The sequence below is a fragment of the Vibrio marinisediminis genome (assembly GCF_014050145.1).
GTDB classification, from domain to species: domain Bacteria; phylum Pseudomonadota; class Gammaproteobacteria; order Enterobacterales; family Vibrionaceae; genus Vibrio; species Vibrio marinisediminis.
This window is the reverse complement of the sequence record NZ_JACFYF010000004.1, coordinates 1-14,286: the sequence shown is the minus strand read 5'-3', so window position 1 is coordinate 14,286 and position 14,286 is coordinate 1. Positions and strand designations below refer to the sequence as shown.

Below are 14,286 nucleotides of genomic sequence, written 5' to 3'. Positions count from 1 at the left end.
GTTCGGATGATTGAAAGCACCGTAAACGGTGCTTTGACGAGGTCTATTTCTACAACAACTCTTCACGATTATCTCTTTGTTCAACAAATTGAGTCGGTGACACTCCAAAACGATGCTTGAAGCGCTGGCTAAAGTATGAAGGATCATTGAATCCGCAATCATAGGCAACATCCGCCACTTTAACCCCCGCCAATAGATGTCGGCACGCATTGTCTAATCTAACTTCGCTCAGGTAATCAGAGAAGGTCCTTTGTGTCGCTCCTTTGAAACGCCGCTGTAAGCTACGTTCAGACACAAATAGCATTTTAGCCGCCGTTGACGTACTAAATTCAGGGTCACTAAAGTGCAACCGTACTAATTCTTCTAATCGTTCGATAAATGGGTCTTCAGTTTCATTATTGACGCTTTTAATCTTGAAGCTATCAAATTCCACGACGGAGTTTTCATCAAAGGCTTGACTGCGAGGCCAAGAAAGCAAAACCACGTTCTGCCCTTCTCCTTCTTCAATTGACAGTGAACCACCGCTACTATCAACCAGCTTAGAAACCTCTCCCCAAGAACCTTCCCCTTCAATATCAATAGGAAGCCCGTAATCGGTAATTAATAGATTAACATCCGTCTCATTGCACGATATCTCGACATGCACCACTTGGTGCCTGAAACAGCGTTTAACTAAACCATCAAAGAATAAGTTCAACAACACATCAAGATTAAAATAGTTCAACAAGACGTAAGCGTCACTCTCCTCTGAAGAGTCAATCTCTACTGAAATACCGGCTTTGGCGAGTTCTTCGCGCCACCCATCTAATGTTGAATTGAAAATCATCGACAAGTTATAAGCGGGCGAATCTTTACCTTGAGACTCTCTCACATTAAGCAACAATTCCAATTCATACGAAATTTGATCTGCCATGCGTCGATGTGCCGCGTAATTAGCACTTTCATCAATTTGTTCTGGTTTCTTCAATCTTTCTCTAAACGATTGAATAGCTTGGCTGAATATTAATCTACGCACTTGCAGTTGCTTACGTAATTGATGGTTATTGCTCAATAATATTCGACTTTGATGACGCAACTGATTAGTTTTAAGCGCTACTTGAGCTTTTAGTTTTCTGTTTGCGCTCGCCATCATTCTCGAACGCCAATAAACGGAACCGAACAAGAGTGCTAGCGCCAATCCTACATACATAACAAATGCTATCGAGCTCAAATACCAAGGCTCAGTCACTATGAATGTGATACTTTTCTCACTGCCACGTTTGACCCCGTTGACGACGGGTCTGACGTGCAGCTTATATTTTCCAGGGATAAGCCCTTCCATCGCAATCTGATACCCATCAAGCTGAGTCCAAGTGCTCTCATTGTTTAGTCGATACTCCAATGATGACCCGCCGATATGTGGCAAGATCCCCATCTGAACGGAAATCGACTCGCCATAAGACGCAACAATTTTCGACTGAAAAACCGAACCAAATGCAACAAGCTCTTGCCCTACTCTTACCTGAGAAAATAAGACATTCGCTTCAGGAAGTGGGCTTACCATCAAATCTTTACTGTTAACCCTGATCAAGCTATGCCACGAACCAAGCAATAAGAAATCATGATTGTATGTATCAAGAAGACAGAAATCAGATTGGAATTCGTTATTAATCAAACCAAAAGGCTGACCATAATGCGCAAGAAACTCGCCTTTTAAATTGTAATGACTTAACCCTGCTGAGGAAGTCAACCAGGCGCCATTTTCTGCGCTGACTAAACACTGTGGACCAACGTGCTCATCTACCAACGGGACGGGAAGTAGTAGCCCTGTTTTGGTGTCTAAAATATTCACACCATAGCTACTGGCTATCCAAATTTGGTTTAGGTGTCCTTCGTCCATGCTAAGGACTGATCCATAATTTGAACTCGGTGTAATGAACTTAAGTTGCTCATTCTTGAGTAGATAAACGCCATGCTCGGTACCCAAAAGCAACTCATCCAAGCTCGATATCATCATGCTTTTGAGTTTAGATACGCCGTAGGCTAATAACATCCATTGTTCAGCAACTACTTTCAATTCACGACGATTTACATCATAGCGCCAAACATTTTCATTATTTGCCACCCAAATATCACCATGACGATCGAGCGCTAAATGAGTCACCCTTCTATCTATCAACGCCTGAGGTATTGGTGCATCATTGAGTTTCTCACCGGTTACAGCATCCAAAGCAACAACGCCTTGATTAGTCGCTAGCCACACCATGCCTTCACGCTCAACAAGGCTATACACAGTACCTGAGAAAATGCGTTGCTTATTTTTTTCATTTCCTTTTAAGGTGCGAGAAAGCCCCGTCGAACTGATCACCCAGTATCCCTGCTTATTACTCATCGCAACCAAATTATTAGTTTTGCTATGATAGGCATCCGTATTCAAGTCATTGATATGGAAACGGGTAAACTTATCGCCAAATAAGGAGAAATAGTGAATCCCTTTATTGGTCGCTATCCACATTCCTCCTCGATTATCATTGAGTACAGAGTGAATGCGCCGACCATTTAATGCCAAGCCAGCATCTCGCTCACCGGAATATTTGCTTATTTTGCCAGTAATGAATGAATAGACGTATAAACCATTTTCTGTACCTAACCAATAAGCACTCGTTGTCTCAGCCATTGCGGTGACGTTGGGTGCAGGAACAATAAACTTAGGTTTAGAGGTATTATTGAGATCATAGACAATCGCACCTTTACTAGAGCCGACGATAAGCTCGCGTCGATTTTCTGAGTAGTACAGTTTGTTTATCGCATTGCCTTTAGAGCGCGCAACATGTCTAAATCCTCGCTCCTGTGAAACAAAAACACCGCCATTGGTAGCCAAAACCCAACGATCTTTTACGCGCAACGCATCATTCGTCGCACGAACAACCGATTGATTGTAGCGATACAGTTCCATCAAGGAGTAGGTTTCAAAGGCGCCATCTGATATTCGATAGCTATAAAAGTTTGCTGCGTCTATAACCCAGATATAATCCTCAACGGATCCAATTTGCGTGATTTCGCTTCCAGGAGGTAACTCAAACACCACTTCACGTTGATGATAAGCGGTAGAGCGATAAACAAGATTAGCGTCGTAAGTCCAAAAGTGGTCATTTTGCACTACAAGCTGGTTGGTAGGGTACGGGAGCGCAGACCCCCGTTTGGGTGCGACCGATTGCCCGTCGAAAAAGTGCACTTTTCCGTGAACATCATGGATCCACAAGCCGCCATTTTCCGCGAGGGATAACTGTTTAGCAGCAAACACACGCCCTTGCCCCTCCGTCGGTAGTGGGTAAAACACCGACGGTGAAGAGTCAAAGGCGTAAACTATCTGTGTCACAAAGTAGAGCAAGGTGACCCAAAAGGCGTGTTTCACTAACAAGTTCCCTAGCATTCATAAATCCGTATTTAAATGAATGCGTTAGTTCAGCATCTAATGATGCAAATTACGCCATATTCTATTTGATAATCACTTGCTTGAATACTGAATCTATCTTGTTACACAGAACAATCTTGCTAAAACGAAATACTATTCACTTAAACATTGAGTAAAGCTCTGAGATATCTGGTCAAGATACTCAAAATAACTGCCTGGTTTTACCGCAATCGTCGACGCGACAGGGTCTAACACACCGAGTTTAGCTTGGCTGCCACGCATAACAGATTCAATAACTGCTGGGGTATACTGCGGCTCAGAAAAGACACACTTCGCTTTCTGATTTTTAAGTTCGCTGCGAATCTTTATCAAGGTTTTTGCACCGGGTTTACGATCAGGACTGACGGTAAAGTGACCTAAGTGATTCAGTTGGTAATCTTGCTCAAAATAACCATAGGCATCATGAAATACGTAGTAACCTTGATCTCGTACAGGTTGCAAACGTTTCGTAATTTGTACTTTCTTAGCTTGGTATTGCTGAGCAAAATGATCATAGTTACTTTGATATAATTCCGCATGAGGTGCATCCATAACGCTTAATTGATCCGCGATATATTTAGCCACTTGCAATGTTGGTTGGTACCCCAACCAAAAATGCGGGTCGTAGTTGCCATGGTCGTGTCCATCATGATCATGACCGTCATGGCTAAATTCTCGTAAGGCTAAGCCCTCTATTTTCGACAGTTCAACAGCCGATGATTGTTGTTCAAGTATATTGGCTAAGAATGGTTCCAAGTCTTTGCCGTACCATATCACCATCCCTGCATCTTTGATTTTCTTAACATCTGACGGTTTCAGCGCGTAGTCATGAGGCGATGCGTTTGATTTCAGTAATACGTCAGGCTCACTTACTCCCTGCATGATCTCCTGAGCAATCATTTGAATAGGCTTAATACTGGTTAACACCTTGTTTTCTTGAGCAACAGCGGTCGAACTCGCCAGTATAAGCAGAAGAGCTAATTTAGTTTTCATCGCGTTAAAGCACCGGTATATGGTATTGAGTAGGAATAAATGTTACATTATAACATTAGTCAATTGCAAATGAGTTCCATTCATGACTGCGCTAATCGAACTTTCGAATATCAGCGTTCAATTTGATGGTCGACAAGTTTTAGATAATGTTAGCTTGAGTATTAACAAAGGCGAAATTATTACTTTGATCGGTCCTAATGGCGCGGGGAAATCAACCTTAGTGAAGGTATTGCTAGGGTTACAAAAACGCTATAGCGGCAAGATCAGTAAACCTAAAAAGCTAAAAATTGGTTACGTTCCTCAAAAACTAAAACTTAACGAAGCGCTACCGCTCGATGTTTCGCGTTTTTTACGTTTAGCTGGGCGCTTTAGCCAACAAGAAATCCAAGATGCCTTAACGCTAACGGGTGCACAACACCTACTCGCGAATGACATGCACGCCCTCTCTGGTGGAGAAACTCAGCGGGTACTTCTCGCGCGAGCGCTACTACAACGCCCGGATGTACTCGTACTAGATGAACCTGCACAAGGTGTTGATGTCCAAGGACAAATCGATTTGTATGATCTTATTGATACCATTCGTCGCCGTTTCCATTGCGCCGTTTTCATGGTTTCACATGATCTACACCTAGTAATGGCAAAAACTGACCATGTTATTTGCTTGCAGCATCATATCTGCTGTTCAGGCGCACCAGCGGCGATTGCTCAACATCCAAAATACATTGCGCTATTTGGTGAGACGCGCCAAGAAACATTCGCGTTTTATCATCACCAACATGATCATCATCATCACGATCTGGCGGGGCAACCAGTGAAGTGCGCGGGTCCTACATGCTCACACCAAACACATGGTCATCAAAAACATGATTGAGTTTCTACTCCCATCGATTCTTGCCGGTTTAGGTATAGCCCTAATTGCCGGACCATTAGGCTCATTCGTCGTATGGCGAAAGATGGCCTATTTTGGCGACACACTCGCGCATGCCTCACTCATGGGGTTAGCATTCGGTTTCTTACTCGACGTCAACCTATACCTAGCTTTGGTCGTATGTTGTATGTTACTTGCGGTCATCCTTGTGACATTACAGAGACAACAAGTGGTCGCAGCAGACACATTGCTGGGGATCCTAGCGCACAGTTCATTGTCTCTTGGCTTAGTTGCGGTCAGCTTCCTCGATGATGTCAGAATAGATTTGATGAGCTATCTGTTTGGCGATCTGCTGGCGGTCTCTCCAGACGATCTTATCTTCATCTACCTAGGTGTTGTCGTCGTGGGAGTGATGCTAGCTCTATTTTGGCGCTCACTATTAGCAACCACTATTAACGAAGAGCTTGCGTCGGTAGAAGGGCATAATGTCGATCTCATGCGGCTGATTTTGATGCTATTGGTAGGTTTAGTGATTGCAGTCGGCATGAAGTTTGTTGGCGCCTTGATTATTACCTCACTACTTATCATTCCTGCCGCTACCGCACGCCGATTTTCGCGTTCTCCAGAGCAGATGGCGACAATCGCTTCGCTGTTTGGCGCAATTTCTGTGTTATCCGGATTGACGCTGTCATGGCACTTCGATACCCCTGCGGGACCTTCTGTCGTGATCAGTGCTGCTGCGCTATTTCTGCTTAGTCAGTTTAAGCAAGCCGCCTAACCAAAATATGGTGAGCTTTAGAATGTAAAAAACGGCTTCTTAAGAAGCCGTTTTTTTATCTCTGTTTAAGCAATTTGTATTTGTCGAGTTTATATCTACCGACGTTTAGACGCCTTCGTTATAGAGCTCCAAACTTGCCAAATCTTGCTGGATCTCAATTTGCACTTTTGCATCATCACTGCGTAGTGACTCAAGGTACTCTAAGTATTCCTGAGTAATATCCCCTGTCACATATTCACCACTAAATACTGATGTCTCAAATTTAGTAATGTCAGTATTACCTGAACCAACCGCTGCCACTAGATCTTCCAGCGTCTGGAAAATCAGTTCATCGGCACCAATTTGCTTACAGATTTGCTCATTATCACGACCATGCGCAATTAACTCATTGGCACTTGGCATATCGATACCGTAAACGTTAGGGAAGCGAATTTCCGGCGCAGCAGAAACCATGAATACTTTGTTGGCGCCAGAATCACGCGCCATTTCAATGATCTGCTCTGATGTCGTACCGCGAACGATTGAATCATCCACCAACAGTACGTTTTTATCTTTAAATTCAGAACGAATGGCATTGAGTTTACGACGTACTGACTTCTTACGCTGTTGTTGACCCGGCATAATGAAGGTGCGCCCAACATAACGGTTTTTCACAAAACCCTGACGGTATGGAATATCAATCGCTTGTGCAATCTGCAGTGCGATATCACATGATGTTTCTGGGATAGGAATAACGACATCAATGTCTAAGTGGCTGTACTCATCACGGATACGTTCACCCAGTTTTTTGCCCATCTCAACACGCGCGGCATAAACTGAAATCTTGTCGATAAACGAGTCTGGACGAGCAAAATAAACGTATTCAAACATACAAGGATTTAGTGCTGCATTCTCAGCACATTGTTGCGTGAACAGTTCACCATCATCAGTCACGTAGATCGCTTCGCCTGGAGCAACATCACGGATAAAATCAAAACCAACAGCATCAAGTGCAACTGATTCTGAAGCCACCATATATTCGGTCTTTCCTGAAACTTCTCGTTTACCCAAACACAAAGGACGAATACCTTTAGGGTCACGAAAAGCAATCATACCGTGGCCAATGATCATTGCGACTACCGCATACGCACCACGGATCGTGTGGTGTACATTCATCACTGCACGAAAAACATCTTCTGCGGTTACATTACCTTTTACGGTATCAATTTCGTGTGCAAGCACGTTAAGCAGAACTTCAGAATCAGAAGTGGTATTGAGGTGACGGCGGTCTTTAACAAAAAGTTTTTCACGAACATCGTTCGCATTAGTCAGGTTGCCGTTGTGAGCGAGGGTGATACCAAATGGGGAGTTTACGTAGAAAGGTTGAGCTTCTGAGGCACTTGAACTGCCTGCGGTAGGATAACGAACATGACCTATGCCGACGTTTCCTTGCAGCCTTTGCATGTGCCTTGCCTCGAACACATCCTTGACCAAACCATTCGCCTTACGCAGACGAAAACGATTGCTTTCTATGGTACAAATACCAGCGGCATCTTGGCCACGGTGCTGCAATACAGTCAAAGCGTCATAAATAGACTGATTTACAGGCGTAGTGCCCACGATTCCAACAATACCACACATGTCCTAACCCTCGATTTGCGACAATGGCTGGCGCGTTAGCCCGCGCCAGATAAGAAACTCGATGATGCTTGTAGGTGTTCGAAAAACGGACGGATAACCAATTTAAAATGTGGCACTAACTCAGAGCTAGACCACCATTCGTTTTGATTAAACGTGGTAAAAGTATCGACAAAAAACAGTACAGCGGAGACTATCAGTACACCACGTAAGCCGCCAAATACGATACCCAACACTCGGTCTGTCCCTGACAAACCCGTTTTCTGAATCAACTGCCCAATCACATAGTTGACCAACGCACCTACAATAAGCGTGGCAACAAACAGAGCAGCAATGGCTGCGCCATCGCGAAACATTTCATCTTGGATTTTGGTGAAGTACACCGCCAATCGGCTGTAATACTGACTGGCAATAAAAAACGCACCGAACCATATAACCAATGACAACGCTTCTTTTGCGAAGCCACGAACTAAGCTGATTAAAGCCGATAGACCAATCACGCTCAAAATAACAATATCTAACCAATTCATGTGTATTCACATCTTCAGTTCGCGCGCATTTTAACAGAAAAAACGCTGACGCAAACGTTTTCTTAAGGATTTAGTGGTTTAAATTTAAGCAAACGACCTTTTGAGCCCGTAATTTTTTGCAGCTCAGTTATCTGACGTTCTAGCTTATTTTTTGATACATCAGGACCTATAATGACTCGAGTGAAACCATTTTCGAGCTTAGTGTGTGCCTGATAGCCACGTTTTTGCAGATCTTTAACTACATTCTCTGCGTTTTCTGCGTTCTTCAATGCCATCAATTGAATGATCCAAGCACTCTCTTGATATTGATTACGCTCTGGCACTTCAGTAACAGCAACCGTCACCGTTGATGGTTCAACTTCCTCAACGCTCTCTTCAACCACTTCGACTGGCGAAGGCGGCAATGAGGCACTGTCATCTTCGGGTGCCAATACCTCAAAAGATTCCACATCACTATCTAACTCAGGTTTAATAGGAATACTGGCAATTTCTTCTTGGTAATGTGTTTTTTTGCCATCTAGTACATCAGGTAGCACTATCACCCCAATGGAAACCAATATAATGGTTCCGACTAGACGATTTTGAAACTTACTTGCCATTTACTCTCCTTTCTCCTGCCAATGTTCAAGAACTTCACCGACAGTATGGAATGAACCGACCACGATAATGACATCTTCTTCTTTTGCCTGTGTCATTGCGGTATCAAATGCCAATACAGGCTTTGAGTACTGCATCTGCCCCTCAGGTAGATATTGACACAACTCCGCCGCTGTTGCCGCACGAGGTCCGGATAAAGAAGCTGGGTACCAATAGCTTGCCAATGGAGACAAGATTTCGATCGTCGATTGAATATCTTTATCATGCAACATCGCTATCACCATATGAATAGTTTTAGCTGGGTACTGCAACGTAACTTGCTCAACTAAGTATTGCGCCGAATGAGGGTTATGCGCGACATCAAGTAGTACTGTTGGTTGCTGGTTAATTAATTGCATGCGACCAGGCAGGGTCGCCTGTTTTAAACCATTAACGATATTCACATCGCTAATATCAAGATGGGCGCTAGCCAATGCCATTAGTGCTGTTGCAGCATTTGGTAATGGCAGATTGGGAACAGGAAGTGCATCGAGTTGGAAGCTACCGTGGCTCCAACGCCAAGCATTGTTCTCGGTGAGCGCGTAATCGTATTGAATACCGACTTGGAAAAGTTCCGCACTAATATCATCCGCATGAGCGGCAACAGTAGCAGGTGCCTTCGGCTGGCCACAAATCGCAGGTTTTCCACTGCGGAATATTCCCGCCTTTTCAAATCCAATCACATTGATATCATCACCAAGCCAATCAACATGATCAATCGCAAGACTGGTGATGACTGACACATCATGATCGACAACATTGGTCGCATCAAGACGTCCACCTAGCCCAACTTCAAGTAGCACAATATCAACTTGTTCTGTTTGAAATGAGCGCAGCGCGGCTAAAGTGCCATATTCAAAAAAGCTTAAGCTAATCTCACCACGTTGCTTTTCGATAAAATCAAAAGCTTGCACATGCTTTTCATCACACAAGTCTTGCCCATTAATGCGCACACGCTCGTTATAACGAATTAAGTGAGGAGAACTGTAAACACCAACAGAGTAGCCGGCATCAAGTAAGATCGCTTCCATAAGCGCACAGGTAGACCCTTTGCCATTAGTACCGGCAACGGTAATCACTGTTGGAGCGGGTTTGATCAGATTAGCTTGACTTGCAACTGCATGAACGCGTTCCAAACCAAGGTCGATTGCTGAAGTGTGTATATTTGCTAAATAATCAAGCCACATCGAAAGTGGAGATGTGGCTTGAGGAATAAGAGGTTGACTCATCTAACTTTAACCAATAAATCCGTGGTTGTTTGTTAGTAGTACTTTACCCTTTTTCGTTAACTTCTGGTACAGAATACTCAGCTTCTTGCGGAGAATCATTAACAGAAACAACCAGCGGTGATGCTGAGTTGGTCATTTTCGCTAGCATGCCACTAACACGCTGACGCATTTCACGACGGTCAACGATCATATCAATAGCACCGTGGTCCAGTAAGAACTCACTACGCTGGAAGCCTTCTGGTAAGTCTTCACGTACCGTCTGTTCAATAACACGGCGACCTGCAAAACCAATCAAAGCTTTTGGCTCACCAATATTGATATCACCTAGCATTGCCAAGCTTGCTGACACGCCACCCATGGTTGGGTCAGTCATAACCGAAATAAACGGTAGACCTTTTTGCGACAAACGCTCAAGTGCAGCACTGGTTTTTGCCATCTGCATTAGAGACATCAATGCCTCTTGCATGCGAGCACCGCCACTGGCAGAGAAACACACCAAACCGCAGTTGTTTTCCATTGCAGCTTCAACCGCTTTAACAAAGCGAGCACCAACAACTGAACCCATTGAGCCACCCATGAAAGAGAACTCAAAAGCACAGGCAACAACTGGAATTCCAATGATTTCACCTTGCATAACAACCAATGCATCTTTTTCACCACTGCTTTTTTGAGCAGCAGAAAGGCGATCTTTATAGCGCTTAGAGTCTTTAAACTTCAATTTATCTTGAGGTTCAAGGTCATTTGCCAGTTCTACACGATTGTTTTCATCAAGGAATGTTTCCAAACGGCGACGCGCTTTCATGCGCATGTGATGGTCACATTTCGGACATACTTCTAGGTTACGCTCTAATTCAGCGTGGTAAAGCACTTGCTCGCATGAAGTACATTTAGTCCAAACACCTTCAGGAATAGATGCTTTACGTGAATTAACGATGTTGCTTTTTTCTAAAATTTTTTCAAGCCAACTCATGGAAGACCTTTTCTCTATCTATCTTCCGCGCAATGCGAAAGAAATGAAATCTGAATATATGCGTGAGGATTAAAGCATATAAAATGCCAAGTGTAGACAAAAAACTGGTTGTACCTATTTTTGCCCACCACTCCCTGTGCTGCATTCGACCAAACCAATAGGCGAAAATTCACACTCGCCTACTGTTTATTGTTCTTATTTATGAACTATTTGCTAGCAATTAGTTCAAATTATCTGGCAAAAATAGCGGTCCGATCGGGGCTCGAGGCAAAGCATACGACTCTGGGTAGTCAACATCCACCAAATACAAACCTTCCGCTTTCGCAGTCGCACCGGCTAATTTACGGTCTTTTGCCTCAAGTAGCCATTGAATCCACTCAGGTTCTTGCTCGCCGCGACCAACGCAAATAAGGCTACCGGTGATATTTCTTACCATATGGTGCACAAATGCATTGGCTTTGATGTCGATGACCACATATTGACCGTGACGAGTCACGTTAATGTGCATCATATTTCGCCAAGGCGTTTTTGACTGGCAGTGTATCGCACGAAAAGAGGTAAAATCATTTTCGCCCAACAGATATTGAGCGGCTTGATGCATCTTAGCCTCATCCAACTCACCGTGGTAATGGCTCACACCAGAACTTAAAATGCCCGGTCTTAATTTGCTATTGAATATGATGTAGCGGTAACGTCGTGCCGTTGCGGCGAAGCGAGCATGAAACTCATCAGGCACCTCTTTAGCCCATCGTACTGCAATGTCACTAGGTAGGTTTGCATTAGCACCCATAGTCCAAGCCACCATCTTTCGATTGGCATCAGTATCAAAATGCACAACTTGACCTGTACCATGCACACCTGCATCGGTACGACCTGCACACTGAACTTCTACAGGATGATTGGCGACAATACTTAATGCACGTTCAAGCTTCTCTTGTACGCTTTGAACTTCTCTTTGACGTTGCCAGCCAAAGTAGTGAGTACCGTTATACTCAATACCTAAAGCGATTCTCATCTTGGTCTCTCTTAGAAAATGGGGTCGGAAGTATAGCGAAACTGCTATACCCAAACCAGTCCGTCATAACCATTTGATTACTCTGGGTGAAAAAAATAAAGGGGCATAAGCCCCTTCTATCTCGCTATGATGTAGCCTAAGCGCGACTATTTAGAGTATCAATCAATCGTTTTGCCTCACGACGAATTTCATCATTGCCATCGACAATCGCTTCTTCCAATAATCTCACAGCGCCGCTAGCATCGTTCATTTCCATGTAGATCTTAGCTAGATCGAGTTTACCAGCAGCTTCTGAGTTAGAATCCACATCAATATCACTCATATCGCCAATCACATCAGGGAAATCCGCTAAGCCAACGTCCAGCTTAAGTTCTTCAGCATCAGGATCGAATCCCGCTTCTTGCCTTTCTACTTCAGCCATTAGCTCATCAATCGTCCGATATTGATGCTGATGAGGGTTGAAGTCTGTAAGATCTTCTTGGCTCTCCCAGTCTTCATTTTGGACTTTCGCTTGTGCCGGTTGGTTATCACCCGCCCAAATTTGCCTTTCATCATCAGGGATTTCATCTGAAATGTTTGCTTGTTGCTCAGGAGAGAGGCTAAAGCCATTCCAATCTTCACCACCGACATCAAGCATGGCTTGCAAATCTAAGCCCGCTGAATCGCTGACATCACGATCAACATTCGAAATTGGCGAATAGCTTTCCGTTCCTTCAGCTAATAGTTCATTGAGCGTTTTTTCGTCGTAATCATCTTCTAGTTTAAGACCATCTTCCGCCGCCAAATGACTATGATTGTCAGCACCAAACAAATCAGATAACACATCACGTTCGTCTAGTGTTTCATCCAAGAAGCGATCTTCAACTAACGCCTCAGCTTCCTGAGTAATTGCATTGTTATGGTCTTGCTCGCTTGGCAACTCATCAACGATAGGAGCAGGAGTGCTCTCTAAACCCGTAGATTCATCACCCTCATTCTGTTGCTTTTCTGGTGGTGAAAAATCCGCTAATGCTTGTTCTTCACCATACTCTGGCAACTCTACATCGCTAAAACTAAACGCTTCGTCGCTTGCTGAATCTTCATCTTCTGCCGTTAATGACTCTTCTTGCTGCGGCTCATAGCTTGGCTCAGTTGCAACATCCGCTAACGCTTGCTCTTCGCCATATTCCGGTAGTTCCAAGTCGCTAAAATCAAATGACTCATCTGCCGCAGTTTCAAGTTCATCGGCACTATCAATCGCATCAACAGCTGCGCTGGTCTCTTCCGTTTGCGTCTGCTGGCTTGGCTCTACCGATGATGGCGTATCAGCCAAATCCGCAATTTGCTCAGATTCAACGTCCGCTAACGCTTGCTCTTCACCATATTCCGGTAGCTCTAAATCGCTAAAATCAAATGACTCATCTGCTACGGTTTCAGCTTCAAGTTCATCTGCACTATCAATCGTTTCAACTGCTGCGCTGGTCTCTTCCGTTTGCGTCTGCTGGTTTGGCTCTACCGATGATGGCGTATCAGCCAAATCCGCAATTTGCTCAGATTCAACGTCCGCTAGCGCTTGTTCTTCACCATATTCCGGTAGTTCCAAGTCGCTAAAATCAAATGACTCATTGGCTACGGTTTCAGCTTCAAGTTCATCTGCACTATCAAATGTATCAACTGCTGCGCTGGTCTCTTCCGTTTGTGTCTGCTGACTTGACTCTACCGATGGTGTCGTATCAGCCAAATCCGCAACTTGCTCAGATTCAACATCCGCTAACGCTTGTTCTTCACCATATTCAGGTAGATCTAAATCGCTAAGATCAAATGACTCATCTGCTGTGGTTTCAGCTTCAAGTTCTTCTGCGCTATCAAATGTATCAACTTCTGCGCTGGTCTCTTCCGTTTGCGTCTGCTGACTTGGCTCTACCGATGATGGCGTATCAGACAAATCTGTAATTTGCTCAGCTTCAACATTCGCTAACGCTGGCTCTTCACCGAGTGAAGGCAGCTCTTGTTCAAATGGGTCTTCAACATCAAGTCCAAACTCTTCAGTTTCTGTAGGCTCATTGAGCTGTTCAAATGAACGAGTGTCTTCCGTTGGTTGCTCAGATGGATGTTGCTCTAACTCTTCTGCAAGGTCGGTCAGCGCTTCTTCTTGCTCTGGCAAATCAAACAATTCTGCTTCTGCTTCTGCTTCTGCTTCTGCTTCTGCTTCTGCTTCTGCTTCTGCTTCTGCTTCTG

11 protein-coding genes are annotated in these 14,286 nt (G+C 44.2%); 2 read left to right on the top strand and 9 right to left on the bottom strand.

All coding sequences use genetic code 11. The features are described from left to right. Positions 1 to 49: 49 nt before the first annotated feature. Positions 50 to 3,394: a helix-turn-helix domain-containing protein gene (locus H2O73_RS08430; protein WP_182108411.1), complete on the bottom strand. Its 3,345-nt coding sequence runs from the start codon at positions 3,392 to 3,394 to the stop codon at positions 50 to 52. A gap of 153 nt (positions 3,395 to 3,547) precedes the next feature. Further along, entirely contained in the window at positions 3,548 to 4,426 is an 879-nt protein-coding gene (gene znuA, locus H2O73_RS08425; RefSeq protein ID WP_182108410.1) for a zinc ABC transporter substrate-binding protein ZnuA, read from the bottom strand. 82 nt (positions 4,427 to 4,508) lie between these two features. Here znuA and znuC point away from each other — a divergent pair, with 82 nt between their 5' ends. Further along, positions 4,509 to 5,297: a zinc ABC transporter ATP-binding protein ZnuC gene (gene znuC / locus H2O73_RS08420; protein ID WP_182108409.1), complete on the top strand. Its 789-nt coding sequence runs from the start codon at positions 4,509 to 4,511 to the stop codon at positions 5,295 to 5,297. Beyond that, complete coding sequence (gene znuB, locus H2O73_RS08415) at positions 5,290 to 6,072, top strand: zinc ABC transporter permease subunit ZnuB (RefSeq protein ID WP_182108408.1); 783 nt, start codon at positions 5,290 to 5,292, stop codon at positions 6,070 to 6,072. Before znuC ends, znuB begins: the two co-directional genes overlap by 8 nt. 105 nt (positions 6,073 to 6,177) lie before the next feature. Here znuB and purF read toward each other — a convergent pair whose 3' ends face one another. From purF to H2O73_RS08380, 7 genes are all read right to left on the bottom strand, one after another. Beyond that, a complete protein-coding gene (purF, locus tag H2O73_RS08410) occupies positions 6,178 to 7,692 on the bottom strand; it encodes an amidophosphoribosyltransferase (protein ID WP_182108407.1) in 1,515 nt (504 codons plus the stop codon). A gap of 35 nt (positions 7,693 to 7,727) precedes the next feature. After that, complete coding sequence (locus H2O73_RS08405) at positions 7,728 to 8,219, bottom strand: CvpA family protein (RefSeq protein WP_182108406.1); 492 nt, start codon at positions 8,217 to 8,219, stop codon at positions 7,728 to 7,730. A gap of 62 nt (positions 8,220 to 8,281) precedes the next feature. Further along, entirely contained in the window at positions 8,282 to 8,818 is a 537-nt protein-coding gene (locus H2O73_RS08400) for an SPOR domain-containing protein (protein ID WP_182108405.1), read from the bottom strand. Continuing rightward, positions 8,819 to 10,084 carry a bifunctional tetrahydrofolate synthase/dihydrofolate synthase gene (gene folC / locus H2O73_RS08395; RefSeq protein ID WP_182108404.1) on the bottom strand — a complete coding sequence of 422 codons (1,266 nt, stop codon included), beginning with the start codon at positions 10,082 to 10,084 and terminating at the stop codon, positions 8,819 to 8,821. Positions 10,085 to 10,127: 43 nt separating this feature from the next. Next, complete coding sequence (gene accD, locus H2O73_RS08390) at positions 10,128 to 11,054, bottom strand: acetyl-CoA carboxylase, carboxyltransferase subunit beta (RefSeq protein WP_182108403.1); 927 nt, start codon at positions 11,052 to 11,054, stop codon at positions 10,128 to 10,130. Positions 11,055 to 11,274: 220 nt separating this feature from the next. After that, complete coding sequence (truA, locus tag H2O73_RS08385) at positions 11,275 to 12,069, bottom strand: tRNA pseudouridine(38-40) synthase TruA (protein ID WP_182108402.1); 795 nt, start codon at positions 12,067 to 12,069, stop codon at positions 11,275 to 11,277. Positions 12,070 to 12,205: 136 nt separating this feature from the next. Beyond that, on the bottom strand, positions 12,206 to 14,286 hold a 2,081-nt coding region (locus H2O73_RS08380; protein ID WP_281364215.1), incomplete at its 5' end, for a FimV/HubP family polar landmark protein.

Excerpts from the sequence above, each read along its gene's own strand:
- znuA (WP_182108410.1), bottom strand. The coding sequence starts at position 4,426 with ATGAAAACTAAATTAGCTCTTCTGCTTATACTGGCGAGTTCGACCGCT.
- znuC (WP_182108409.1), top strand. The coding sequence starts at position 4,509 with ATGACTGCGCTAATCGAACTTTCGAATATCAGCGTTCAATTTGATGGT.
- znuB (WP_182108408.1), top strand. The coding sequence starts at position 5,290 with ATGATTGAGTTTCTACTCCCATCGATTCTTGCCGGTTTAGGTATAGCC.
- purF (WP_182108407.1), bottom strand. The coding sequence starts at position 7,692 with ATGTGTGGTATTGTTGGAATCGTGGGCACTACGCCTGTAAATCAGTCT.
- H2O73_RS08405 (WP_182108406.1), bottom strand. The coding sequence starts at position 8,219 with ATGAATTGGTTAGATATTGTTATTTTGAGCGTGATTGGTCTATCGGCT.
- H2O73_RS08400 (WP_182108405.1), bottom strand. The coding sequence starts at position 8,818 with ATGGCAAGTAAGTTTCAAAATCGTCTAGTCGGAACCATTATATTGGTT.
- folC (WP_182108404.1), bottom strand. The coding sequence starts at position 10,084 with ATGAGTCAACCTCTTATTCCTCAAGCCACATCTCCACTTTCGATGTGG.
- accD (WP_182108403.1), bottom strand. The coding sequence starts at position 11,054 with ATGAGTTGGCTTGAAAAAATTTTAGAAAAAAGCAACATCGTTAATTCA.
- truA (WP_182108402.1), bottom strand. The coding sequence starts at position 12,069 with ATGAGAATCGCTTTAGGTATTGAGTATAACGGTACTCACTACTTTGGC.